This is a genomic window from Streptomyces sp. NPDC032126, assembly GCF_055580085.1.
In genome coordinates, this window is sequence record NZ_JBVIMA010000013.1 from 132,682 (window position 1) to 154,526 (window position 21,845).

General features: G+C 70.1%; 19 protein-coding genes and 1 pseudogene. 9 read left to right on the forward strand and 11 right to left on the reverse strand.

All coding sequences use genetic code 11. From position 1 onward, the window contains the following. Positions 1–168: 168 nt before the first annotated feature. From ACZ5NW_RS35310 to ACZ5NW_RS35320, 3 genes are all read right to left on the reverse strand, one after another. Positions 169–1,458: a citrate synthase gene (locus ACZ5NW_RS35310; protein WP_468748114.1), complete on the reverse strand. Its 1,290-nt coding sequence runs from the start codon at positions 1,456–1,458 to the stop codon at positions 169–171. A gap of 277 nt (positions 1,459–1,735) precedes the next feature. After that, positions 1,736–3,979 carry an SF1B family DNA helicase RecD2 gene (recD2, locus tag ACZ5NW_RS35315; RefSeq protein WP_468748115.1) on the reverse strand — a complete coding sequence of 748 codons (2,244 nt, stop codon included), beginning with the start codon at positions 3,977–3,979 and terminating at the stop codon, positions 1,736–1,738. A gap of 52 nt (positions 3,980–4,031) precedes the next feature. Continuing rightward, on the reverse strand, positions 4,032–4,571 hold the full coding sequence (locus ACZ5NW_RS35320; RefSeq protein ID WP_468748116.1) for a hypothetical protein: 540 nt from the start codon (positions 4,569–4,571) through the stop codon (positions 4,032–4,034). Positions 4,572–4,816: 245 nt separating this feature from the next. Between ACZ5NW_RS35320 and ACZ5NW_RS35325 the strand changes: the two genes are divergently transcribed. The 5 genes from ACZ5NW_RS35325 to rbsD all read left to right on the forward strand — a co-directional run bounded on the left by ACZ5NW_RS35325 (position 4,817) and on the right by rbsD (position 10,820). After that, positions 4,817–5,872 (forward strand): LacI family DNA-binding transcriptional regulator, encoded by a 1,056-nt coding sequence (locus ACZ5NW_RS35325; protein WP_468748117.1) that lies wholly within the window; start codon positions 4,817–4,819, stop codon positions 5,870–5,872. Further along, on the forward strand, positions 5,869–7,413 hold the full coding sequence (locus ACZ5NW_RS35330) for a sugar ABC transporter ATP-binding protein (protein ID WP_468748118.1): 1,545 nt from the start codon (positions 5,869–5,871) through the stop codon (positions 7,411–7,413). Before ACZ5NW_RS35325 ends, ACZ5NW_RS35330 begins: the two co-directional genes overlap by 4 nt. Next, entirely contained in the window at positions 7,403–9,388 is a 1,986-nt protein-coding gene (locus tag ACZ5NW_RS35335; protein ID WP_468748119.1) for an ABC transporter permease/substrate-binding protein, read from the forward strand. The genes ACZ5NW_RS35330 and ACZ5NW_RS35335 overlap by 11 nt, the downstream gene beginning before the upstream one ends. Before the next feature lie 143 nt (positions 9,389–9,531). Then, complete coding sequence (locus tag ACZ5NW_RS35340; RefSeq protein WP_468748120.1) at positions 9,532–10,434, forward strand: ribokinase; 903 nt, start codon at positions 9,532–9,534, stop codon at positions 10,432–10,434. Next, a complete protein-coding gene (gene rbsD, locus ACZ5NW_RS35345) occupies positions 10,431–10,820 on the forward strand; it encodes a D-ribose pyranase (protein WP_468748121.1) in 390 nt (129 codons plus the stop codon). Before ACZ5NW_RS35340 ends, rbsD begins: the two co-directional genes overlap by 4 nt. 232 nt (positions 10,821–11,052) lie before the next feature. Here the strand turns inward: rbsD and ACZ5NW_RS35350 are convergent, their stop codons facing one another. Together ACZ5NW_RS35350 and ACZ5NW_RS35355 are read right to left on the reverse strand one after the other, a co-directional pair. Further along, positions 11,053–11,892, reverse strand: a complete 840-nt coding sequence (locus ACZ5NW_RS35350; RefSeq protein WP_468748122.1) for an MOSC domain-containing protein — start codon at positions 11,890–11,892, stop codon at positions 11,053–11,055. 17 nt (positions 11,893–11,909) lie between these two features. Then, a complete protein-coding gene (locus tag ACZ5NW_RS35355; RefSeq protein ID WP_468748123.1) occupies positions 11,910–12,254 on the reverse strand; it encodes a hypothetical protein in 345 nt (114 codons plus the stop codon). A 291-nt stretch (positions 12,255–12,545) separates the two neighbouring features. On the opposite strand from ACZ5NW_RS35355, the gene ACZ5NW_RS35360 reads away from it, so the two are divergent. Together ACZ5NW_RS35360 and ACZ5NW_RS35365 are read left to right on the forward strand one after the other, a co-directional pair. Then, a complete protein-coding gene (locus ACZ5NW_RS35360; RefSeq protein WP_468748124.1) occupies positions 12,546–13,370 on the forward strand; it encodes a helix-turn-helix domain-containing protein in 825 nt (274 codons plus the stop codon). After that, a complete protein-coding gene (locus ACZ5NW_RS35365; protein WP_468748125.1) occupies positions 13,357–13,593 on the forward strand; it encodes a DUF397 domain-containing protein in 237 nt (78 codons plus the stop codon). Before ACZ5NW_RS35360 ends, ACZ5NW_RS35365 begins: the two co-directional genes overlap by 14 nt. Here the strand turns inward: ACZ5NW_RS35365 and ACZ5NW_RS35370 are convergent. The 6 genes from ACZ5NW_RS35370 to ACZ5NW_RS35395 all read right to left on the reverse strand — a co-directional run bounded on the left by ACZ5NW_RS35370 (position 13,556) and on the right by ACZ5NW_RS35395 (position 19,794). Continuing rightward, entirely contained in the window at positions 13,556–14,977 is a 1,422-nt protein-coding gene (locus ACZ5NW_RS35370; RefSeq protein ID WP_468748126.1) for a DUF6177 family protein, read from the reverse strand. The genes ACZ5NW_RS35365 and ACZ5NW_RS35370 overlap by 38 nt on opposite strands. A gap of 55 nt (positions 14,978–15,032) precedes the next feature. After that, entirely contained in the window at positions 15,033–16,049 is a 1,017-nt protein-coding gene (locus ACZ5NW_RS35375; protein WP_468748127.1) for a hypothetical protein, read from the reverse strand. Continuing rightward, positions 16,046–16,519 (reverse strand): hypothetical protein, encoded by a 474-nt coding sequence (locus tag ACZ5NW_RS35380; RefSeq protein WP_468748128.1) that lies wholly within the window; start codon positions 16,517–16,519, stop codon positions 16,046–16,048. Before ACZ5NW_RS35380 ends, ACZ5NW_RS35375 begins: the two co-directional genes overlap by 4 nt. Positions 16,520–16,661: 142 nt before the next feature. After that, positions 16,662–17,462 carry a sugar phosphate isomerase/epimerase family protein gene (locus ACZ5NW_RS35385; protein WP_468748129.1) on the reverse strand — a complete coding sequence of 267 codons (801 nt, stop codon included), beginning with the start codon at positions 17,460–17,462 and terminating at the stop codon, positions 16,662–16,664. Positions 17,463–17,494: 32 nt separating this feature from the next. Further along, a complete protein-coding gene (locus ACZ5NW_RS35390) occupies positions 17,495–18,646 on the reverse strand; it encodes a dihydrodipicolinate synthase family protein (RefSeq protein ID WP_468748130.1) in 1,152 nt (383 codons plus the stop codon). Beyond that, positions 18,643–19,794, reverse strand: coding sequence for a Gfo/Idh/MocA family protein (locus ACZ5NW_RS35395; RefSeq protein ID WP_468748131.1), 1,152 nt, complete (start codon positions 19,792–19,794; stop codon positions 18,643–18,645). Before ACZ5NW_RS35395 ends, ACZ5NW_RS35390 begins: the two co-directional genes overlap by 4 nt. Before the next feature lie 301 nt (positions 19,795–20,095). Between ACZ5NW_RS35395 and ACZ5NW_RS35400 the strand changes: the two genes are divergently transcribed. Then, the gene (locus ACZ5NW_RS35400) at positions 20,096–21,142 is read left to right on the forward strand and encodes a LacI family DNA-binding transcriptional regulator (RefSeq protein ID WP_468748132.1); all 1,047 of its coding nucleotides are present in this window, start codon (positions 20,096–20,098) and stop codon (positions 21,140–21,142) included. A gap of 571 nt (positions 21,143–21,713) precedes the next feature. Beyond that, positions 21,714–21,845: pseudogene (locus tag ACZ5NW_RS35405) on the forward strand (IS982 family transposase); the annotation flags it as partial.

The following is a 21,845-nucleotide window of genomic DNA, read 5'->3' on the forward strand; positions in this document are numbered from 1 at the left end:
AGATCGCACATGTTCACCAGCGATTCAGGCGCTGTGTCCTCACAGACGCCCGGCCGGATCCCGTGGGGGGAATCCGCACCGGGACATGGGAAGGCGCCCTGGACGTCGGCCCGTGGGGGGACCGGCGCCAGGGCGCCTTTCGCTGTACTACGCGGCTCCGCGCTGGGGTCAGCGCTCCTCGACCGGGACGAAGTCGCGCTCGACGACGCCCGTGTAGATCTGACGGGGGCGGCCGATACGGGAGCCGGGCTCCTTGATCATCTCGTGCCACTGGGCGATCCAGCCCGGGAGGCGGCCGAGGGCGAACAGGACCGTGAACATCTCGGTCGGGAAGCCCATGGCGCGGTAGATCAGGCCGGTGTAGAAGTCGACGTTCGGGTAGAGGCTGCGCGAGACGAAGTAGTCGTCGGAGAGCGCGTGCTCCTCCAGCTTCAGCGCGATGTCCAGCAGCTCGTCGGACTTGCCGAGGGCCGAGAGGACGTCGTGCGCGGCGGCCTTGATGATCTTGGCGCGGGGGTCGAAGTTCTTGTAGACCCGGTGGCCGAAGCCCATCAGGCGGACGCCGTCCTCCTTGTTCTTCACCTTGCGGATGAAGGAGTCGACGTCACCGCCGGTCGCCTGGATGCCCTCCAGCATCTCCAGGACGGACTGGTTGGCGCCGCCGTGCAGCGGGCCCCAGAGGGCGGAGATGCCGGCCGAGATCGACGCGAACATGTTCGCCTGCGACGAGCCGACGAGCCGGACCGTCGACGTCGAACAGTTCTGCTCGTGGTCGGCGTGCAGGATCAGCAGCTTGTCCAGCGCCGAGACGACGACCGGGTCCAGCTCGTAGTCCTGCGCGGGGACCGAGAACGTCATGCGCAGGAAGTTCTCGACGTAGCCGAGGTCGTTGCGCGGGTAGACGAACGGGTGACCGATCGACTTCTTGTACGCGTACGCCGCGATCGTCGGAAGCTTGGCGAGCAGCCGGATCGTCGAGAGGTTGCGCTGCTTCTCGTCGAACGGGTTGTGGCTGTCCTGGTAGAACGTCGACAGCGCGGAGACGACCGACGACAGCATGGCCATCGGGTGGGCGTCGCGCGGGAAGCCCTTGTAGAAGTTCTTGACGTCCTCGTGCAGCAGGGTGTGCTGCGTGATCTCGTTCTTGAAGGACGAAAGCTCGTCGACCGTCGGCAGCTCGCCGTTGATCAGCAGGTAGGCGACCTCCAGGAAGGTGGAGCGTTCGGCCAGCTGCTCGATCGGGTAGCCGCGGTAGCGGAGGATGCCCGCCTCACCGTCGAGGTAGGTGATCGCGGATTTATAGGCGGCCGTGTTGCCGTACCCGCTGTCCAGGGTCACGAGACCGGTCTGGGCGCGGAGCTTCCCGATGTCGAAGCCCTTGTCGCCGACGGTGCTGTCGATCACCGGGTAGGTGTACTCGCCGTCGCCGTACCGCAGTACTACAGAGTTGTCGCTCACGTCTTCCCTCACCGACGTTGTGCCTCATCTTCGAGGTTGCCCTGACTGTCTCTACCATCCCCCATTTGGCGCAGGAGAGTGCACTCGGGGTCGACCATTGGGCTTATTGACGGCACTCAGTGCCGCCAACTTGCTCATCCTGCCGCCTTCGTCCCGCTTCCGGAAGTGCTTGTGACCTTCATGACTCATTTGATCGATCATTTTTTCTGATGCCTCACGATGTGCGCACGGCCCGCACCGGAAAGCCGCCGCGACACCCGAGGTCAGGCCCCGGAGGTCAGGCCCCCGAGAGGCGGAAGTCCAGCGCCGTGCAGCGCCGGCCCGCCGAGACCGTGCGCACCGCCTGGCCGATCGCCTTGCGCGAACCGACGAGGACGACCAGCCGCTTGGCGCGCGTCACGGCCGTGTACAGCAGGTTCCGCTGGAGCATCATCCATGCCCCGGTGGTGACGGGGATCACCACGGCGGGATATTCACTTCCCTGGGAACGGTGAATGGTGACCGCGTACGCGTGCGCCAGTTCGTCCAGTTCGTCGAACTCGTACGGCACCTCCTCGTCCTCGTCCGTCAGCACCGTGAGGCGCTGGTCGACCGGGTCGAGTGATGTCACCACGCCCACCGTGCCGTTGAAGACACCGTTGCTGCCCTTGTCGTAATTGTTGCGGATCTGGGTCACCTTGTCGCCGACACGGAAGACCCGGCCGCCGAACCTCTTCTCCGGCACGTCGGGGCGGCCCGGGGTGATGGCCTGCTGGAGCAGCCCGTTGAGCGTGCCGGCGCCGGCCGGGCCTCGGTGCATCGGCGCCAGCACCTGCACGTCCCGGCGCGGGTCGAGGCCGAACCTGGCCGGAATGCGCCGGGCGGCCACGTCCACGGTGAGCCGGCCGGCCTCCTCCGTGTCGTCCTCGACGAAGAGGAAGAAGTCCTTCAGGCCGTCGGTGAGCGGATGCTGCCCCGCGTTGATCCGGTGCGCGTTGGTCACCACACCGGACTGCTGCGCCTGGCGGAACACGCGCGTGAGGCGCACGGCGGGGATCGGACCGCCGTCGGCGAGCAGATCCCGCAGCACCTCCCCGGCGCCGACGCTGGGCAGCTGGTCGACGTCCCCGACGAAGAGCAGGTGCGCGCCCGGCGGCACGGCCTTCACCAGCTTGTTGGCCAGCAGCAGGTCCAGCATGGACGCCTCGTCGACCACCACCAGGTCGGCGTCGAGCGGCCGGTCCCGGTCGTAGGCCGCGTCACCGCCGGGCTTGAGCTCCAGCAGGCGGTGCACGGTCGACGCCTCGGCGCCGGTCAGCTCGGCCAGGCGCTTGGCGGCCCGGCCGGTGGGGGCGGCGAGGAGCACCTTGGCCTTCTTGGCGCGGGCCAGCTCCACGATCGAGCGCACGGTGAAGGACTTGCCGCAGCCGGGTCCACCGGTGAGCACGGCGACCTTCTCGCTCAGCGCCAGCTTCACGGCCGCCTCCTGCTCCGGGGCGAGCTCGGCGCCGGTGCGCGCCCCCAGCCAGGCGAGCGCCTTGTCCCAGGCCACGTCGCGGAAGGCGGGCATACGGTCCTGGTCGGTGCGCAGCAGGCGCAACAGCTGGGCGGAGAGGGACAGTTCGGCCCGGTGGAAGGGGACGAGGTAGATCGCGGTGATCGGCTCGCCGTGCTCGCCGGGCACCTTCTCCCGTACGACCCCCGGGTCCTCGCCGTCCTCCGGGGCGGCCGCCAGCTCGGCGAGGCACTCGATGACCAGGCCGGTGTCGACCTGGAGCAGCATCACCGCGTCGGCGATCAGCCGCTCCTCGGGGAGGTAGCAGTGGCCCTGGTCGGCCGACTGCGACAGCGCGTACTGAAGCCCCGCCTTCACGCGCTCCGGGCTGTCGTGCGGGATGCCGACCGACTGGGCGATCTTGTCGGCGGTGAGGAAACCGATGCCCCAGACGTCGGCGGCGAGGCGGTACGGCTGGTTCTTCACCACGGAGATCGAGGCGTCGCCGTACTTCTTGTAGATCCGCACGGCGATGGACGTCGACACCTCCACCGTCTGGAGGAAGAGCATGACCTCCTTGATCGCCTTCTGCTCCTCCCAGGCGTCGGCGATCTTCTTCGTCCGCTTCGGGCCGAGGCCGGGGACCTCGATCAGCCGCTTGGGCTCCTCCTCGATGATCGTCAGCGTGTCGATGCCGAAGTGCTGGGTGATGCGGTCGGCGAAGACCGGGCCGATGCCCTTGACCAGGCCGGATCCCAGATAGCGGCGGATGCCCTGGACGGTGGCCGGCAGGACGGTGGTGTAGTTCTCCACCGTGAACTGCTTGCCGTACTGGGGGTGGGATCCCCAGCGTCCCTCCATGCGCAGGGACTCCCCCACCTGGGCGCCGAGCAGCGCGCCGACCACCGTGAGGAGATCGCCCGCTCCTCTGCCGGTGTCCACCCGGGCGACCGTGTAGCCGTTCTCCTCGTTGGCATAGGTGATCCGCTCCAGTACGCCTTCGACAACGGCTGGTCGCCGCTCCCCGCTCCCCGCCTCATTGGCCATGATCCGACGGTACCGGCGGCGACTGACAGTGCCGCCGCCTGACCAAGCCCCGTCAGGCGTAGGCCCAGCGCCACGCGTTCGAGCGGTACACGCACGCGATCCTCGCGCCGCTCGCGGTGGTGGTGGAGGCGCCGTGGTCGCTGTTGCGGCAGTACTGGCCCGCCGAGTAGCAGTTCCCCGCGTTGGAGACGATCGAGCACGTCCCGGTGCTGTCCTCGCTGCCGCTGTCCTGGCTGCTCGCGCCGGTGCCGCTGCCGGTGCCGGCCGCCTTGGCGGCGGCGGTCCGGGTGACCGTGACGGTGGGGCCGGGCTCGGCCGTGGCCTTGACGGTCTCGGTGACGGTCGGGGCGGGCGCGGGCGTGGCCGTCACGGTCGCGGTGACGGTCACGGCGGGCCGGACCTTGGCCTCGACGGGCTGCTTCGCGTCGTTCCCGCTGTTCCCGCCGCCGACGATCAGCGCGCCCGCGAGGAACAGACCCGCGCCGCCGAACCACACGCGCTTGCGCCTGCGCAGCGGGCGGAGGTCGGGCGGACGCGGCGCGGGCGGCATCGGCGGCACGGGCGGCATGGGCGCGTTGTACGGATTGCTCATCTCGTCCCCCCAGGGCGTTACGGGTGGGGGTGACCGTAGTGCGCGCCGGATGCCCGCATGGAGGAAGCGTGAAAGAGGTGATGTTTCCGTGACCATCGCCCACCGCGCCTCCGAGGACATCGCCCACCCGCCTTCATCACGATCCGGTCTCGGGATGTGGTTGAGGGCTTGATTAATCGCCGTGTAATCGATTCCAATCCTCCCTACAGTCGATGTAATCGATTCCACGAGGAGGTGGAACGGCGATGGCGAGCATCAAGGACGTCGCCGCCGAGGCGGGCGTATCCGTCGCGACGGTCTCGCGCGTCCTGAACGACCATCCGTCGGTCAGCGACGACGCACGCACGCGCGTGCTGGCCGCCGTCGAAGCGCTGGGCTACCGCCCGAACGCCGTCGCCCGGTCGCTGCGCACCGACCAGACCCACACCCTGGGCCTCGTCATCAGCGATGTGCTCAACCCGTACTTCACCGAGCTGGCCCGCTCCGTCGAGGAGGAGGCCCGCGCGCTCGGCTACAGCGTCATCATCGGCAACGCCGACGAGCGGCCCGACCTCCAGGACCACCACGTACGGACCCTGCTGGACCGCCGTATCGACGGTCTGCTGGTCTCCCCCACGGACGGCGGCTCCCCGCTGATGCTGGACGCCGTGCGGGCCGGGACGCCCATGGTCTTCGTCGACCGGTGGATCCCGGGCGTGGCCGTGCCGGTCGTACGGGCCGACGGGCGCGAGGCCGTACGGGATCTCGTCGCGCATCTGCACGGGCTGGGGCATCGCAGGCTCGCCATCATCGCGGGCCCGGCGGCGACCACCACCGGCAGCGAGCGCGTCGAGGCGTTCCGGGCGGCGCTCGCCGAGTACGGGCTGCCCCTCCCGGACGCCTACATCGGCCAGGGCGACTTCCAGGCCGAGAGCGGCCGGCGGGTCACCGAGGGCTTCCTCGACCTGCCCGAGCCGCCCGAGGTCGTGTTCGCCGCGGACAACCTGATGGCGCTGGGCGCGCTGGACGCCGTACGCGCGCGTGGGCTGCGCGTACCGGACGACATCGCGCTGGCCGCGTTCGACGACATCCCGTGGTTCGTGCACACCGATCCGCCGATCACGGCGATCGCCCAGCCGACGGGCGAGCTGGGGCGCGCGGCCGTACGCGCGCTGGTCGACCGCATCGAGGGACGGCCCCCGCAGTCCGTCACCCTCCCCGCCCGGCTCGTCGTACGCCGCTCGTGCGGCGAGAACCCGGCGCAGTACCCCGCACAGTCCCCCGCTGTGCGGCCCCCCGTAGTGAACAGGAGCCAGTCGTGAGCAACCCGGACGAGTTGCTGCGCATCGAGGGCATACGGAAGACCTTCCCCGGCGTGGTCGCGCTCGACGGCGTCGACTTCGAGCTGCGCCGCGGTGAGGTGCACGTGCTGCTCGGCGAGAACGGCGCCGGCAAGAGCACGCTGATCAAGATGCTCTCGGGCGCCTACCACCCCGACGCGGGCCGCGTCCTGGTGGACGGCGAGGAGGTGCGCATCCGTGGCGCCCAGGACGCCGAGCGGCTGGGCATCGCCACCATCTACCAGGAGTTCAACCTCGTTCCCGATCTGACGGTCGCCGAGAACATCTTCCTCGGCCGGCAGCCGCGCCGCCTGGGGATGATCGACCGGAAGCGGATGGAGGCCGACGCCGAGGTCCTCCTCGCGCGCGTGGGCGTGAACGTGTCGCCCCGCGCGCGGGTGCGCGAACTCGGCATCGCCCGCCTGCAGATGGTCGAGATCGCCAAGGCGCTGAGCCTCAACGCGCGCGTGCTCATCATGGACGAGCCGACCGCCGTGCTGACCTCGGAGGAGGTCGAGAAGCTCTTCGCGATCGTGCGCACGCTGCGCGAGGACGGCGTCGGGATCGTCTTCATCACCCACCACCTGGAGGAGATCGCCGCCCTGGGTGACCGGGTCACGGTCATCCGGGACGGCAGGTCGGTCGGCCAGGTCCCCGCGACCACGCCCGAGGACGAGCTCGTACGCCTGATGGTCGGGCGGTCCATCGAGCAGCAGTACCCGAGGGAGCGGGCCGACCGGGGCGCCGCGCTGCTGTCCGTCGAGGGCCTCACCCGCGACGGCGTCTTCCACGACGTCAGCTTCGAGGTGCACGCCGGCGAGGTCGTCGGTATCGCGGGGCTGGTCGGCGCCGGCCGCACCGAGGTCGTCCGGGCGGTGTTCGGCGCGGACCCGTACGACAAGGGCGCCGTGAAGGTCGGCGGGCAGGGCCTGCGCCGGCACGACGTGAACGCGGCGATGGCGGCCGGGATCGGCCTGGTGCCCGAGGACCGCAAGGGCCAGGGCCTGGTGCTCGACCAGTCCGTCGAGGAGAACCTCGGGCTGGTGACCCTGCGGTCCACCACGCGCGCGGGGCTCGTCGACCTCAAGAGCCGGCACACGGCGGCCGAGCGGATCGCGCGGCAGCTCGGTGTGCGCATGGCGGGCCTCGGCCAGCAGGTGCGCACGCTCTCCGGCGGCAACCAGCAGAAGGTCGTCATCGGCAAGTGGCTGCTCGCCGACACCAAGGTCCTCATCCTCGACGAGCCGACGCGCGGCATCGACGTCGGCGCGAAGGTCGAGATCTACCAGCTGATCAACGAGCTCACCGCTCAGGGTGCCGCCGTACTCATGATCTCCAGCGATCTGCCCGAGGTGCTCGGCATGAGCGACCGGGTGCTGGTGATGGCACAGGGCCGGATCGCGGGCGAGCTGTCCGCCGACGAGGCCACCCAGGACTCCGTGATGGCACTCGCCGTCAGCAACCCCGCGGTCACCTCCACGACCGACCCCACGCACGACAAGGAGGCCGCTCGTGGCCACTGACACGCTCAAGGGCAGCACGACGGGCGCCGGTGGCGCCGCGGCGGTCCGCCGTCTGCTCCTCGACAACGGCGCGCTCACCGCGCTGATCGTCCTCGTCATCGCCATGTCGGCGCTGTCGGGTGACTTCCTCACCACGGACAACCTGCTCAACGTGGGTGTCCAGGCGGCCGTGACCGCCATCCTCGCCTTCGGTGTGACCTTCGTGATCGTCTCGGCGGGCATCGACCTGTCGGTCGGGTCCGTCGCGGCGCTGTCGGCCACCGTCCTCGCGTGGAGCGCGACGTCCCACGGGGTGCCGGTCGTCCTGGCCGTGGTGCTCGCCGTCGCGACCGGCGTCGCGGCCGGTCTGGTGAACGGTTTCCTCATCGCGTACGGCAAGCTGCCGCCGTTCATCGCGACGCTCGCGATGCTGTCGGTGGGCCGCGGTCTGTCGCTGGTGATCTCCGAGGGCTCCCCGATCGCCTTCCCCGACTCGGTCTCGCACCTCGGGGACACGCTCGGCGGCTGGCTGCCGGTGCCGGTGCTGGTGATGGTCGTCATGGGTCTGATCGCCGCCTTCGTGCTGGGCCGGACGTACATCGGCCGCTCCATGTACGCGATCGGCGGCAACGAGGAGGCCGCCCGCCTCTCCGGTCTGCGGGTGAAGCGGCAGAAGCTCGCGATCTACGCGCTCTCCGGCCTGTTCGCGGCCGCCGCGGGCATCGTGCTCGCCGCCCGTCTGTCCTCCGCGCAGCCGCAGGCCGCCGATGGCTACGAGCTCGACGCGATCGCGGCCGTCGTCATCGGCGGTGCCTCTCTCGCGGGCGGCACCGGCAAGGCGTCCGGCACGCTGATCGGCGCGCTGATCCTGGCGGTGCTGCGCAACGGGCTCAACCTGTTGTCCGTCTCCGCCTTCTGGCAGCAGGTCGTCATCGGCGTGGTCATCGCGCTGGCGGTGCTGCTCGACACGGTGCGCCGCAAGGCCGGGGCGGCTCCCGCGGCCGGCGGTGCGGGCGGGGTCGGCGGTCTCGGCGGCGGTATCGGTGGCGGTTTCGGCAAGGGCCGGCAGGCCGCCACGTACGCCCTCGCGGCCGTGGTGACCGTGGCGATCGTCGGTGCGACGTCCTTCCTGCACGACGGCGGCTCCGCCACGGACCGGCCGAAGGTCGGCCTGTCCCTGTCGACGCTGAACAACCCCTTCTTCGTGCAGATCCGCTCCGGCGCGCAGGCCGAGGCCAAGAAGCTGGGCGTGGACCTCACGGTAACGGACGCGCAGAACGACGCCTCGCAGCAGGCCAACCAGCTGCAGAACTTCACCAGTTCGAGCTTCGGCGCGATCATCGTCAACCCGGTGGACTCGGACGCGGCGAGCAACTCGGTGAAGGCCGCCGACAAGGCGAAGATCCCGGTCATCGCGGTGGACCGCGGCGTCAACAAGGCCGATGTGAACGCCCTGGTGGCGTCGGACAACGTGGCCGGCGGTGAGCTGGCGGCGAAGTCGATCGCCGAGAAGCTGGGCGGCCAGGGCAAGATCGTGATCCTTCAGGGGCAGGCCGGTACGTCGGCGGCGCGCGAGCGGGCGGAAGGTTTCGCCAAGGGGCTGAAGGCGTACCCCGGCATCCAGGTGGTGGCCCAGCAGCCGGCCGACTTCGACCGCACCAAGGGCCTCGACGTGATGTCGAACCTGCTCCAGGCCCACCCGGACGTGCAGGGCGTGATCGCCGCCAACGACGAGATGGCGCTGGGCGCGATCAAGGCGCTGGGCGCGAAGGCCGGTACGTCCGTGCAGGTCGTCGGCTTCGATGGAACTCCGGACGGGCTGAAGGCCGTTGAACAGGGTGCGCTGTTCGCCTCGGTGGCGCAGCAGCCGTCCCAGCTCGGCAGGATCGCGGTGGACAACGCGCTGCGGGCCCTGCAGGGCAAGGAGGTCCCGCAGACGGTGAAGGTGCCGGTGAAGGTGGTCACGAAGGAGAACGTGGCCGGGTTCAGCGGCTGAGACGGCTGAGACGGGTGAGGGGTGGGCGGTCGCCTGGGGGTGACCGCCCGCTGGACGTGACGGGGAGAAGTGCGATGTGTGATCGGGGAAACGGCTGATGCGTGATCGGGGAGATAGCTGATGTGTGATGGGGGAGTTGCCTGATGTACGACTACGACCTGTTGGTCGCGGGGTCGGCCAACGCCGACCTGGTGATCGGCGTCGAGCGCAGGCCGGCGGCCGGTGAGACGGTGCTCGGCTCCGACCTGGCCGTGCACCCCGGCGGCAAGGGCGCCAACCAGGCCGTCGCCGCCGCCCGCCTCGGAGCCCGTACGGCCCTGCTGGCCCGCGTGGGCGACGACGCGCACGGCCGACTGCTGCTCGACGCCCAGCGGGCGGCCGGGGTCGACACGGTGGGCGTGCTGGTGGGCGGGGCGCCGACCGGGGTCGCGCTGATCACCGTGGACCCGTCGGGCGACAACAGCATCGTGGTGTCGCCGGGCGCGAACGGCCGGCTGACACCGGCGGACGTACGGGCCGCGGCGAGCCTCTTCCACGCCTCGCGGGTGGTGTCGGCGCAGCTGGAGATCCCGCTGGAGACGGTGGTGGCGGTGGCGGCGAGCCTCGCGCCGGGCAGCCGCTTCGTGCTGAACCCATCCCCGCCCCGCCCGCTGCCCGCCGTGCTGCTCGCGGCCTGCGACCCACTGATCGTCAACGAGCACGAGGCCAAGGTGATCCTGGGCGAGGCGTGTATCAGTGACGCGCCGGAGGACTGGGCCCGGCTGTTGCTGGCGAAGGGGCCGCGGTCGGTGGTGGTAACACTCGGCGGGGAGGGCGCGCTGGTGGCCTCCGCCGAGGGCGTGGTGCGGGTGGACCCGGTGAAGGTGGAGGCCGTCGACACGACCGGCGCGGGTGACTCCTTCACGGCGGCCCTGGCATGGCGGCTGGGCGCGGGCGCGTCCCTGGCGGAGGCGGCGGCGTACGCGGCCCGGGTCGGGGCGGTGGCGGTGACGCGGCCGGGGGCGCAGGAGTCGTTCCCGACGGCGCAGGAGGTCGAGGCGCTGTGAAGAAGGCGGGAATCCTGAACCGCCATCTCGCGGGCGCGCTGGCCGAGCTGGGGCACGGGGACGGGGTGCTGCTGTGCGACGCGGGCATGCCGATACCGGTCGGGCCACGGGTGGTGGACCTGGCGTTCCGGGCCGGGGTGCCGTCCTTCGCGGAGGTGCTGGAGGGACTGCTGGCCGAGCTGGTGGTGGAGGGGGCGACGGCGGCATCCGAGGTACGGGGCGCGAATCCGGCGGCGGCGGAGCTGCTGGAGGAGAGCTTCGGTGAGCTGACGTATGTCTCGCACGAGCGGCTGAAGGAGCTGTCGGCGGGGGCGCGGCTGGTGGTGCGGACGGGGGAGGCTCGGCCGTATGCGAATGTGCTGCTGAGGTGCGGGGTATTTTTCTGACCGACCGCCCTGCGGAACTCTTCGCCCTGCGGAAATACTTCGACCCGCGAAATTACTTCGAGGGACCCGGTCCGTCGACCGGGCCCCTCGGCTGCCCCCCTCTTGCCAGAACCCCCCGATCCCCCCGGGTCCCCCTCCAGAAGTTCTGACGCCATGTACGACACGCTCGGAGTCGGGAGGGTTGCAGGGTTCCCGAAGATTTTTTAAAACGGTCAGATCCGACACAAACCGGTCACATCCGTACGCCGTCTCCCGCACAGAGACGCCCGCCCCGTACGACCCTCGCGTAGACCCCGACACAGGCATCCGGCGCACGCCCCGGCAGAGCGGGGACGCGGTTGTGCCGGGCCGGAACGCGCAGGGCTTCCGTGTCACGGGGAAGATCGCCGTGGGCGAGGGTGGGCACGGCGCACCGGGGAGTCGAGGCGACGATCTCCACGATGACGTCGGCGCCGATCCGGAGCCGCTCGCCGACCCACTCGTGCTCGGGGAACCCGGCGGCGTCGGTGTCGATGACGAGGTTGGGGCGGTAGCGCCGGATCTCGATGTCACCTCGTGAGCTGAGGCTCGCGATGCTCCGGAAGGACGAGGTGGTGACCAGGTGCAGCGGGGCGAAGTCGAAGAAGGTGCCGGGCGGGGCGGCGGAACCGAACGGTACGAGGTCGGCGGCGACATCGGCGTCGACCCCGGCTTCGAGAACCTCGTCGGGCCGGTCCCGCACGAGCGTGGCGCCGGTCGGCGGGATGTCGATGAGGCTCACCTTGCGATTCAGATAGGCGGAGAGCCCGTCGTGGACGTCGAGATCACCGGCGTGCCATGAGGCACCGTCGGGCGTGGCGATCCGAACACCCCCGGTGCCGGTGGTGCCGGTCGCCGTACACCGCAGCAACTCCCGCCACAAGCGGGGCGACTTGGCGCTGGCGACCTTGCCGGTCTCCTGATCCAACAAGGCGAACCCCCGATCGCCATCGATCCCCCGCTCACTCACCTCCGCGTCGGCGATCCGCTCCCCGAGCATCGACTTGACGGGATACCGCCACAACGCCCCGACCGTCCCCACGACTTCACCCATCAGCCGGCGACCCTTCTTCATTCACTACCAAGGCCCTGTTCAACGAAGAACTCCACCCCGGCGTCACCACCGTGCCCCAGCCGGGCCCCACGGCTCTCGGCGATGCGGGTGAGATCGCGTAGTGAATCACAGAGCCGTCGGGCCAGGTAACGCAATTCCCCGGCGGTGGCCCGACGTTCCGCGAGCAGCGCGTCGGCGTGACCGAGCAGCTCACCGGCCATGCGGAGCTGGACACCTTCCATCTCGTCGGCGAGCCGAGAGACGTAGCCGGTGCCGTCACCCACGACGTAGCAGGGCTTGCCCTCGGGGCTCGTCCAGGGCAGCAGGCGTGCAGCCGGCTCCTCGTGTCCCGTGCCGCTCACTTGTCGCTCTCCTCACGCGGAAAGAACAGCGAGCCGACGCCGACGCCAAGGACGCTGGGCGGCGTTGTGGGCGGACGTTCCTCTACGGCAATGGGGCGACGCTTGCGCGCCAGGGGGCAGAGCTTCCGGAGCCCCTCGAAGAGACGGGCGATGGATCCGGGCACGTCGGCCTGCTTTCTCACCTGGGGTGACTGCGGTCTGTTGCGAATCACTCACAGAGTGGGGTCGGCCGTGGCTACGCTTCCAGGGGGTGGAGCTTGACAACGCACTCGTCAAGTTGGGAGTTGCCGGATGTCGAATCCTCGAACACCGCGCACTCAGCGGGAGAAGTACGGGGAAGAGCTGAGGCTTCGGCGCACAGCGGCCGGCCTCACGCAGGAGGAACTGGGTGAACTGGTCGTGTGCTCGGCCACGTTGATCAGCCACTTCGAGGCGGGGCGGCGATTGCCGAAGCCGGATGACGCTCAGCGGATCGATCAGGCGCTGGGCACGGACGGGTTCTTCGCGCGGTGGCTTGAGGACCTGGAGAGCAGGTACGACCCCCGATTCGCTGCTGCTGCCGAACTGGAGCGGCAGGCCACGCTGATCCAGCAGTTCGCGCTCACGCTGGTTCCAGGACTGCTTCAGACCCCCGATTACGCGAGGGCGGTGTTCGCCGCATATCGCACCAATTCCACGGAAGAGGAACTTGACGAAGCGGTTGTCATTCGAACAGGCCGTGCCCGGATCCTCGACGGACCGTCGGCCCCTGTCATCTGGACGCTTCTGGACGAGGCCGTACTGCGACGCGCGGTCGGGGGACCTCAGGTCATGGCGGAACAGCTGCGAAAGATCGCGAACTTGGCCGAGTCACGACGGATTCGGCTGCACGTACTGCCGTACAGCGTTGGTGCGCACCCGCTCATGGAGAGCCTGCTCACGTTGATGAGCTTCGAGGACTCCGCCCCGGTGGCCTACGTCGACGCGTTCGAAACCGGGCGCCTGATGGACGATCCACCGTTGGTGAACGCCTGTCAGACGGCCTACGCTCTGGCCTTGAGTGACGCAATGTCCCGACAGGAGTCGCTGGCCCTCGTCAGAGCCGCGGCTGAGGAGCACGCACATGGTCAGCAGTGACTACACCGTCACCGATGCACTCACGATCACCGGCTGGTACAAGTCCAGTTACAGCGGCGGAAGTCAGGCCGATTGCCTAGAGGTCGCCCGTGGCCACGCCGCCATACCGGTCCGCGACAGCAAGGCGGCCACCGGCCCGGCTGTGGTCTTCTCGTCGGACAGCTGGTCGGCGTTCGTGGTTGCCGTCAGAGACGGGAAATTCCGCTGGTCGCCGCTGTCTTGAGGTGCGCGGCGAGACTCTGGAGCACCATCCAAGAATTGGGGTCGGCCCCGTCCCCAAGGGGGTAGTGCAGAGCCGGTGACGCAGACGACCCAACGTGCTGCGGGCGGCGCGCAGCGGGGCGCCGCTGAGCGAGGCCGACCTTGCGCACGTCCCGCGGGCCGAGAGTAAAGGACATCGGGAGGGGCGGTCCCTCCACATGCGCGGGCACGGTGAGGTCGGCGCGGGCCGCGCGGACGGTGACGAGCATGGTCGTCAGGCCGTGTTCCGCGACGAGGATCTCGGCGAGGGACTCCACGGCATCCAGGGGCATGTCATGGGGCTGGTCATAGCCGAGGGTGAGGTTGACCTCCTCGACGACACCCGCCGTCGTACGGGAGACGCGGTGCGTGGCGATGGCCGGTCGGTCGGGACTGCCCACGGCGATGAGCTGGGTGGGGGCGGGCGCCCGATCGCGGGCGAGGTCGGTCAACTGGGCCGTCGACCAGGGAAGGTTGACCGGCTCGGCGGTACCCCAGCCGACGGGCGCCGCGCCGGTGAGGTGGCGCCAGGCGGCCTCCAGGGCACGACCGAGGACGAGGTGATGGTCGGGTGCGTGCACGGACCGGAAGGCAAGGGTGAGCTGCCGCTGCTCGGTGGGTGCGGCTCCGCCGGTGAACGAGTCGGCGACCACCCCGTCACCGGTCGGCAGGAACGAGCCGCCCCGCCAGGCCAGTGGAACCCCGGACAGGCCGTCGTAATAGCCACCGTCGCGATCCTGAACCACCCAGCGGTTCGGCGCCGCCCCCAGGGCTGTGCGGAACGGCAGGGTGAGGCGGGTGCGGGCGGGGGTGACCAGGTTAAGGGCGCGGTTCGCGGCGCTGGTCAGGCGGAGGAGATCAGCCAGCCGGGTGGTGAGGCCGAGCACCGGGCGATCGGAGAGGACGACGGCCGTCGACTCGGTCAGGACGTCGACCGAGGCCGCGAGGTCATCGTGCTGATCGGGAATCGCCCGGTCCTGAGCTGCCGGGATGTCCACCGTACGGGTGGTGGCCGCGCCCCGTGGCCACACGGTGCCTCCGAGAAGGGTCGTCAGCCTCCCACCAACCGACCCGGCGAGCACGCCAGCCTCGGGTGTGGCGTCCGAGGTCCTGATGTCCGTCCACCAGTAGGGCAGCGGCGGAACGGACACATCCGGGCCGAGGAGCCGCTCGGCCTCACCCGGCGTGTGGACGAGGAGCGGGGCCTCCATGGAAACCAGCGGGCTGCCGTCGGGGGTGCACAGATGGAGGACGGCACCGTCACTGGCAGCGGTCAGGCGCAGTTCCGGGCCTCCCGCGAAGAGACCGACCAGCAAGGAGCGGGTATCGGGCATCTTCGGGGTGAGAGCGACGACATCCTTCGTCATCCGGTGTCTCCGTGAGCTCGATGCCGTTCAGGGGAACGAGTGAAGCGCGCCATGGCTACCAGCGCCCTGAGAGCTCTTCCAGCGCATCGAGCGAGGCGCAGGTTCGGGGTTCGTCCTCCGCGATGTGCCCTGCCCCAGCAGGGGTCTTCTGCTGGACAAGCCAGTTCAGGACACCGGCGGCGGGAATGCCGAGCCGATGTGCCTCGCGCAGCCTCAGAAGCCACGCCCGCCCGGCCTGGAACGCCGGCTCACCTGCGGCAGTCCGGGGCTCGAAGCCGGCTGCGTTGTCTCCCTGTGCCGCCCATACGTAGCCCAGTGTCCCGCCGTCGTCCTGCACGGTGAAGTAATGAACGGGCTGCTCGGTGGTCTCCGGATACTCGTCCTCAGTCGAAGGAAGCGGGGATCTGAGCCGTCGAGAGCGGGCCGCGACCTCGAACGTTCCCCAGGCGTCGACATATGCGGGACCCTCGTCCCTGACATCTTCAAAGCCACTCACAGTGGGGACCGCATAGCGGTTCTCGTCACCTGGCTCAGGAGGACAGCCGATAAGACCCGAAATTTCATTCAGGGCCAGCGCAAGCCGAGGGGCGTTCTCCTTGCAGATGGCGATCTGTTCACGACCGCGAGTGTCCATTGTCAGCCAGACATCGGAGTAGGTTTGGAGTGTCACAACGACGAGACTCCGCTTCCAGACGTCGACCTGGATCGTGAACAGTTCCTCAGCTCGATGTCGAGCGCCCGATTCCGACCACAGACCCGGGCATCGCATACGAACGCCGATGACAAAGTCACCCGACAAGGAATCGACATGCGTGGCGACGCGGGACCACGCAGACCCAGGCGCAAGCGGTTCTCCTTCTATGGAAAGACCGGTCTCCTCGAAAGCGATATCCCGCGCGTCACGCATGGCACGTACAGCGATGTCGGCCTCTGCGGCCGCGACGGCGATTCCGGTCTTGACCAAGGTCTTCCAAACGACCACCACGAGTTCGAGCGCTCTCGAAGGCTGGACGCCGGGACCGTCGGAGTCGACCTCCCAGGTCCACTCGCCAACGGGGTCGGTGGTGATCACAGCATGTCCTTAGGGTCGGTCTTGGCGCCGGGCGGGATCACCAGCGTGCCGTCTTCCAGGCGTACGACGAAGGTGATGCCCTCACCCTTCGGACCGTCTACGCCGTTATGAACATCCATGAGAGCATCGTAGGAGCCGTTCGCGATCCAATCGGCTCGCGTCCCTCGAGCACCGTCCACGAGCATGATGCGACAGTCGGCCTCACTCCGGGCCAACTGCAGCAAATACTTACCTCTCGTAATCTCGGCTACTTCATTCGCAGGGTTATTGAGGTGCTTCATTTGATAGGAATACACGAATCCTGAATCATCCCTGATGCGAATATCAGCATCCGAACCCGGCGGGATTTTGTATTCAAAGTCCATATTTTGCGGCGGTACTCCGCTGCGCGCCAGATCCTCGGCAAAAATGATCTGGTCAGCACCGGGCCCGAACATCCCCTGCTTGTGGGCACCCAGCGACGAAACCACTTGACCGACAGCACATTCGCACTTCAGCTCACAGACCACCCTCTCGTGCGCGCTGTTGCGAACGCAACGCGAGGTCAAGCCAAACGGCCGCCGGGCGCTCCCTCGCGCCCGACGGCCGTGCGGCCCTTCCCCCGGCGGCGACTCACGCGATCACGTGCCGCGCGAACCGCTCCGCCGTCTCCCCCAGCACCTCCCGTCCGTCCCGCGCCCACAGGTCCTCGTTGAAGAGTTCCACCTCGATCGGTCCCGTGTAGCCGGCCGTCGTCACATGGCCCAGCCACTCCCGCATGTCGATCGCGCCGTCGCCGATCTGGCCCCGGCCGTTCAGGACGCCCTCGGGCAACGGCGTGGTCCAGTCGGCGAGTTGGAAGGTGTGGATGCGGCCGGAGGCGCCCGCCCTGGCGATCTGGGCCGGGGCCGTGTCGTCCCACCAGATGTGGTACGTGTCGACCGTGACGCCCACCTGGTGTGCCGGGAAGCGTTCCGCGAGGTCCAGGGCCTGGGCCAGGGTGGAGACCACGCAGCGGTCGGAGGCGTACATGGGGTGGAGGGGTTCGATCGCCAGCTTCACGCCGTGCTGTTCCGCGTAGGGGCCCAGTTCGGCCAGTGCGTCCGCGATGCGTTCGCGGGCGGCGTGGAGGTCCTTCGAGCCGGACGGGAGACCGCCCGACACCAGGACCAGGACGTCCGTGCCGAGCGTGGCCGCCTCCTCGATGGCCCGCCTGTTGTCCGCCAGGGCCGCCGTCCGCTCCGCCGGGTCGATCGCCGTGAAGAAGCCGCCCCGGCAGAGGGTCGTGACCGTCAGGCCCGCCTCGCGGATCAACTTGGCCGTCGCCTCAACGCCGTACGCGTGGACCGGTTCGCGCCACAGGCCGACCCCTGGCACGCCCAACTGCACACACGCCTCGACCAGTTCGGGCATCGACAGCTGCTTCACCGTCATCTGGTTGATGCTGAAACGCGCGAGATCCGACGTCACTGGTCCACCCCGTACAGCGAGAGCAGGTTCTTCATGCGTTCCTCCGCCAGCTTCGGGTCGGGGAACAGGCCCAGCCCGTCCGCCAGTTCGTACGCGCGCGCGAAGTGCGGGAGGGAGCGGGCCGACTGCAGACCGCCGACCATCGTGAAGTGGCTCTGGTGGCCGGCCAGCCACGCCAGGAACACGACTCCCGTCTTGTAGAAGCGGGTCGGGGGCTGGAAGAGGTGGCGGGACAGCTCGACCGTGGGGTCCAGCACCCCCCTGAAGCCCCTCACATCCCCCGTGTCCAGGATCCGTACCGCCTCCGCCGCCAGGGGGCCCAGCGGGTCGAAGATGCCGAGCAGGGCGTGGCTGAAGCCCTTCTCGTCGCCCGCGATCAGCTCGGGGTAGTTGAAGTCGTCGCCGGTGTAGCAGCGGACCCCGTCGGGCAGGCGCCGGCGCAGGTCGATCTCGCGCCGGGCGTCCAGGAGGGACACCTTGATGCCGTCCACCTTGTCGGGGTGGGCCGAGATCACCTCCAGGAAGGTCTCCGTCGCCGCGTCCAGGTCGGTCGAGCCCCAGTAGCCCTCCAGCGCGGGGTCGAACATCGGGCCCAGCCAGTGCAGGATCACCGGTTCGGCCGACTGGCGCAGGAGCCGGCCGTAGATCTCCAGGTAGTCCTCGGGTCCCCGGGCCGCCGCCGCGAGGGCGCGGGAGGCCATGAGGATCGCCTGGGCTCCGGATTCCTCCACGAGCGCGAGCTGCTCCTCGTACGCCGCCCGGACCTCCGCCAGGGAACCGGCGGCCAGCTGGTCGGTGCCGACCCCGCAGGCGATACGGCCGCCCACGGCACGCGCCTCGGCGGCGCTGCGGCGGATCAGCTCCGCCGCGCCCGCCCAGTCCAGCCCCATGCCCCGCTGGGCGGTGTCCATCGCCTCGGCGACGCCGAGCCCGTGGGACCACAGGTGGCGGCGGAAGGCGAGGGTGGTGTCCCAGTCGACGGCCGCCGGGGAGTCCGGGGTCACGTCGGCGAACGGGTCGGCGACGACATGCGCCGCCGAGAAGACCGTCCGGGAGGTGAAGGGGGTGCCGGGGGTCACGGCGAGGGGTTCGCCGCGCGGCTCGTACGCCCGCAGCCGCCCGTCGCCCCGAGGCAGTCGGATCGTCACAGGGAGACCTCCGGCACGTCGAGGCGGCGGCCCTCGGCCGAGGACCTCAGGCCCAGTTCGGCGAGCTGCACGCCGCGCGCGCCGGCCAGCAGGTCCCAGTGGTAGGGGGCGTCGGCGTAGACGTGCTTGAGGAACAGCTCCCACTGCGCCTTGAAGCCGTTGTCGAAGTCGCCGTTGTCCGGGACCTCCTGCCACTGGTCGCGGAAGACCTCGGTGGCGGGGATGTCCGGGTTCCAGACCGGCTTGGGGGTGGCGCTGCGGTGCTGGACACGGCAGTTGCGCAGCCCGGCGACGGCGGAGCCCTCCGTGCCGTCGACCTGGAACTCGACGAGTTCGTCGCGGTTGACGCGGACCGCCCAGGAGGAGTTGATCTGGGCGATGGCGCCGCCTTCGAGTTCGAAGATGCCGTACGCCGCGTCGTCGGCGGTGGCGTCGTAGGGCTTGCCGTTCTCGTCCCAGCGCTGCGGGATGTGGGTGGCGGTGAGGGCCTGGACGGACGTCACCCGGCCGAACAGCTCGTGCAGGACGTACTCCCAGTGCGGGAACATGTCGACCACGATGCCGCCGCCGTCCTCGGCGCGGTAGTTCCAGGAGGGGCGCTGGGCGGGCTGCCAGTCGCCCTCGAAGACCCAGTAGCCGAACTCGCCGCGGATGGAGAGGATCCGGCCGAAGAAGCCGCCGTCGATGAGGCGCTTCAGCTTCAGCAGGCCCGGCAGGAAGATCTTGTCCTGGACCACGCCGTGTTTGATGCCGGCGGCCGCCGCCAGCCGGGCCAGTTCGAGGGCGCCCGCGAGGCCGGTCGCCGTCGGCTTCTCCGTGTAGACGTGCTTGCCGGCGGCGATCGCCTTCTTGATCGCCTCCTCGCGGGCGGAGGTGACCTGGGCGTCGAAGTAGATGTCGACGGTGGGGTCGGCGAGGACCGCGTCCAGGTCCGTCGCCCAGTGCTCCAGGCCGTGCCGCTCGGCGAGCGCCGTGAGGGCGTGCTCGCGGCGGCCGACGAGGATCGGCTCCGGCCACAGCAGGGTGCCGTCGCCGAGGTCGAGTCCGCCCTGGTCGCGCAGGGCGAGGATGGAGCGTACGAGGTGCTGGCGGTAGCCCATGCGGCCGGTCACGCCGTTCATGGCGATACGCACCGTCTTGCGTGTCACGTCGGTCCCTTCGGAGAAGCGGTAGGCGGGGTGTGCGCGCCGCACGTACGCCTCCACCTGATCAGCGTCACAGCAAGCGCTTTCTATCAATGAGAAGCTAGCCTCTCGGCGGGGGTGCGGACAAGGCCGTGTCCACTTCGAGTTGTTCGAGGGGGCGAACAACAGGGGCCCTGGGTCGTATGGTCTGCTCGACACGCCCGTCGACACACCCGTCGACACGCTCGGAACCAAGACCCAGCGCGGCCTGTCTACGAGGGCGTACGACCACGTACGACGAGATGCGCGACCGGAGGACGACGAGATGACGGTGACCCTGGCGGATGTGGCGGCCCGCGCCCAGGTCTCCCCCGCGACGGTGTCGCGCGTGCTGAACGGGAACTACCCGGTCGCGGCGTCCACCCGCGAGCGGGTGCTCCGGGCGGTGGACGAGCTGGACTACGTGCTCAACGGCCCCGCGAGCGCGCTGGCCGCGGCGACGTCCGACCTCGTGGGCATCCTCGTGAACGACATCGCCGACCCCTTCTTCGGGATCATGGCGAGCGCGATCCAGTCGGAGATCGGCGGACCCGGGGGCCGGGCGGGCGGCGAACGGCTGGCCGTGGTGTGCAACACGGGCGGCTCGCCGGAGCGCGAACTGACGTATCTGACCCTGCTCCAGCGGCAGCGGGCGGCGGCCGTCGTGCTGACCGGCGGGGCCGTGGAGCACGAGCCGCACGCGGCGGCGGTGGCGGCGAAGCTGCGGAAACTGGCGGCGGCCGGGACGAAGATCGTGCTGTGCGGGCGGCCGCCCGCGCCGGAGACCGACGCGGTGGCGCTGACCTTCGACAACCGGGGCGGCGGGCGCGAGCTGACCGAGCACCTCATCGGGCTCGGGCACCGGCGGCTCGGGTACATCGCGGGGCCGGAGGAGCGGACGACCACCCGGCACCGGCTGGAGGGGCACTGGGCCGCACTGTCCGCCGCGGGGATCGAGGAGGATCCCCGGTGGACCGTGCACGGGCGCTACGACCGGCGGGCGGGGTACGAGGCGACGCTGGAGCTGTTGCGCCGGGACCCCTCGCTGACCGCCGTGGTCGCGGCGAACGACTCCGTCGCGCTGGGCGCGTGCGCGGCGCTGCGGGACTCCGGCCTGCGGATCCCGGAGGACGTGAGCGTGGCCGGGTTCGACGACCTGCCGTTCAGCGTGGACGCGGTGCCGGCGCTGACGACGGTACGGCTGCCGCTGGCGGAGGCCGGCGCCCGGGCGGGCCGGATCGCGATGGGCCGCGAGGAGCCCCCGCCCGGCGGCATCGCGATGATCCGCGGGGAGCTGATGGTACGGGGGTCCTCCGGGGTGCCTCGGGGATGAGGGACGGTGGCCCCGGCTTGGCTTCGGGCGGGGGCGACGGGGCTACGGGGGTGCGGGCGGCTGGGATCCCGGTGAGGGCGACTGGGCGGCGGGGGTGTGGCCGGCTGGGATCCCGGGGCGGGCAACGAGGCGGCGGGGGTGCGGGCGGCCGGGATCCCGGGGCAGGCGACGAGGCGGCGGGGGTGCGGCCAGCAGGGATCCCGGTGGAAGCGACGAGGCGGCGGGGGTGTGGCCGGCTGGGATCCCGGGGCGGGCAACGAGGCGGCGGGGGTGCGGGCGGCAGGGATCCCGGGGCAGGCGACGAGGCGGCGGGGGTGCGGCCGGCAGGGATCCCGGTGGAAGCGACGAGGCGGCGGGGGTGCGGGCGGCTGGGATCCCGGTGACGACGACGGCGCGGCGGGGATGCGGGCGGCGTGCCGGGCGGGCTGCGGGAGTGGGAGTGTTCGGCCGGGGCGGCGGGGTCGGGCCGATTCCGGTGGGTGCCGATTACGGCTCGCGCGGGCCCCTAGATGAATGAGTCCGATGTTTGTGCTGGCCGCGACCATGGCGAAGGGCGCCCGTTGGCTCGTGTGTGACTACCAGCCTGGACGCCCTTCTCGCGGCACTGTACGTGTTCATCGACGACCATGTGGCACCCCGTCGCCGGATCGGGCGACCCCCGAAACTGACGGACGCCGAACTGCTGTGCCTCGCGGTCGCACAA

Coding starts and splice junctions, on each gene's coding strand:
- recD2 (WP_468748115.1), bottom strand. CDS start 3,979: ATGGCCAATGAGGCGGGGAGCGGGGAGCGGCGACCAGCCGTTGTCGAA.
- ACZ5NW_RS35320 (WP_468748116.1), bottom strand. CDS start 4,571: ATGAGCAATCCGTACAACGCGCCCATGCCGCCCGTGCCGCCGATGCCG.
- ACZ5NW_RS35325 (WP_468748117.1), top strand. CDS start 4,817: ATGGCGAGCATCAAGGACGTCGCCGCCGAGGCGGGCGTATCCGTCGCG.
- ACZ5NW_RS35340 (WP_468748120.1), top strand. CDS start 9,532: ATGTACGACTACGACCTGTTGGTCGCGGGGTCGGCCAACGCCGACCTG.
- ACZ5NW_RS35350 (WP_468748122.1), bottom strand. CDS start 11,892: ATGGGTGAAGTCGTGGGGACGGTCGGGGCGTTGTGGCGGTATCCCGTC.
- ACZ5NW_RS35360 (WP_468748124.1), top strand. CDS start 12,546: ATGTCGAATCCTCGAACACCGCGCACTCAGCGGGAGAAGTACGGGGAA.
- ACZ5NW_RS35365 (WP_468748125.1), top strand. CDS start 13,357: ATGGTCAGCAGTGACTACACCGTCACCGATGCACTCACGATCACCGGC.
- ACZ5NW_RS35370 (WP_468748126.1), bottom strand. CDS start 14,977: ATGACGAAGGATGTCGTCGCTCTCACCCCGAAGATGCCCGATACCCGC.
- ACZ5NW_RS35385 (WP_468748129.1), bottom strand. CDS start 17,462: ATGACGGTGAAGCAGCTGTCGATGCCCGAACTGGTCGAGGCGTGTGTG.
- ACZ5NW_RS35400 (WP_468748132.1), top strand. CDS start 20,096: ATGACGGTGACCCTGGCGGATGTGGCGGCCCGCGCCCAGGTCTCCCCC.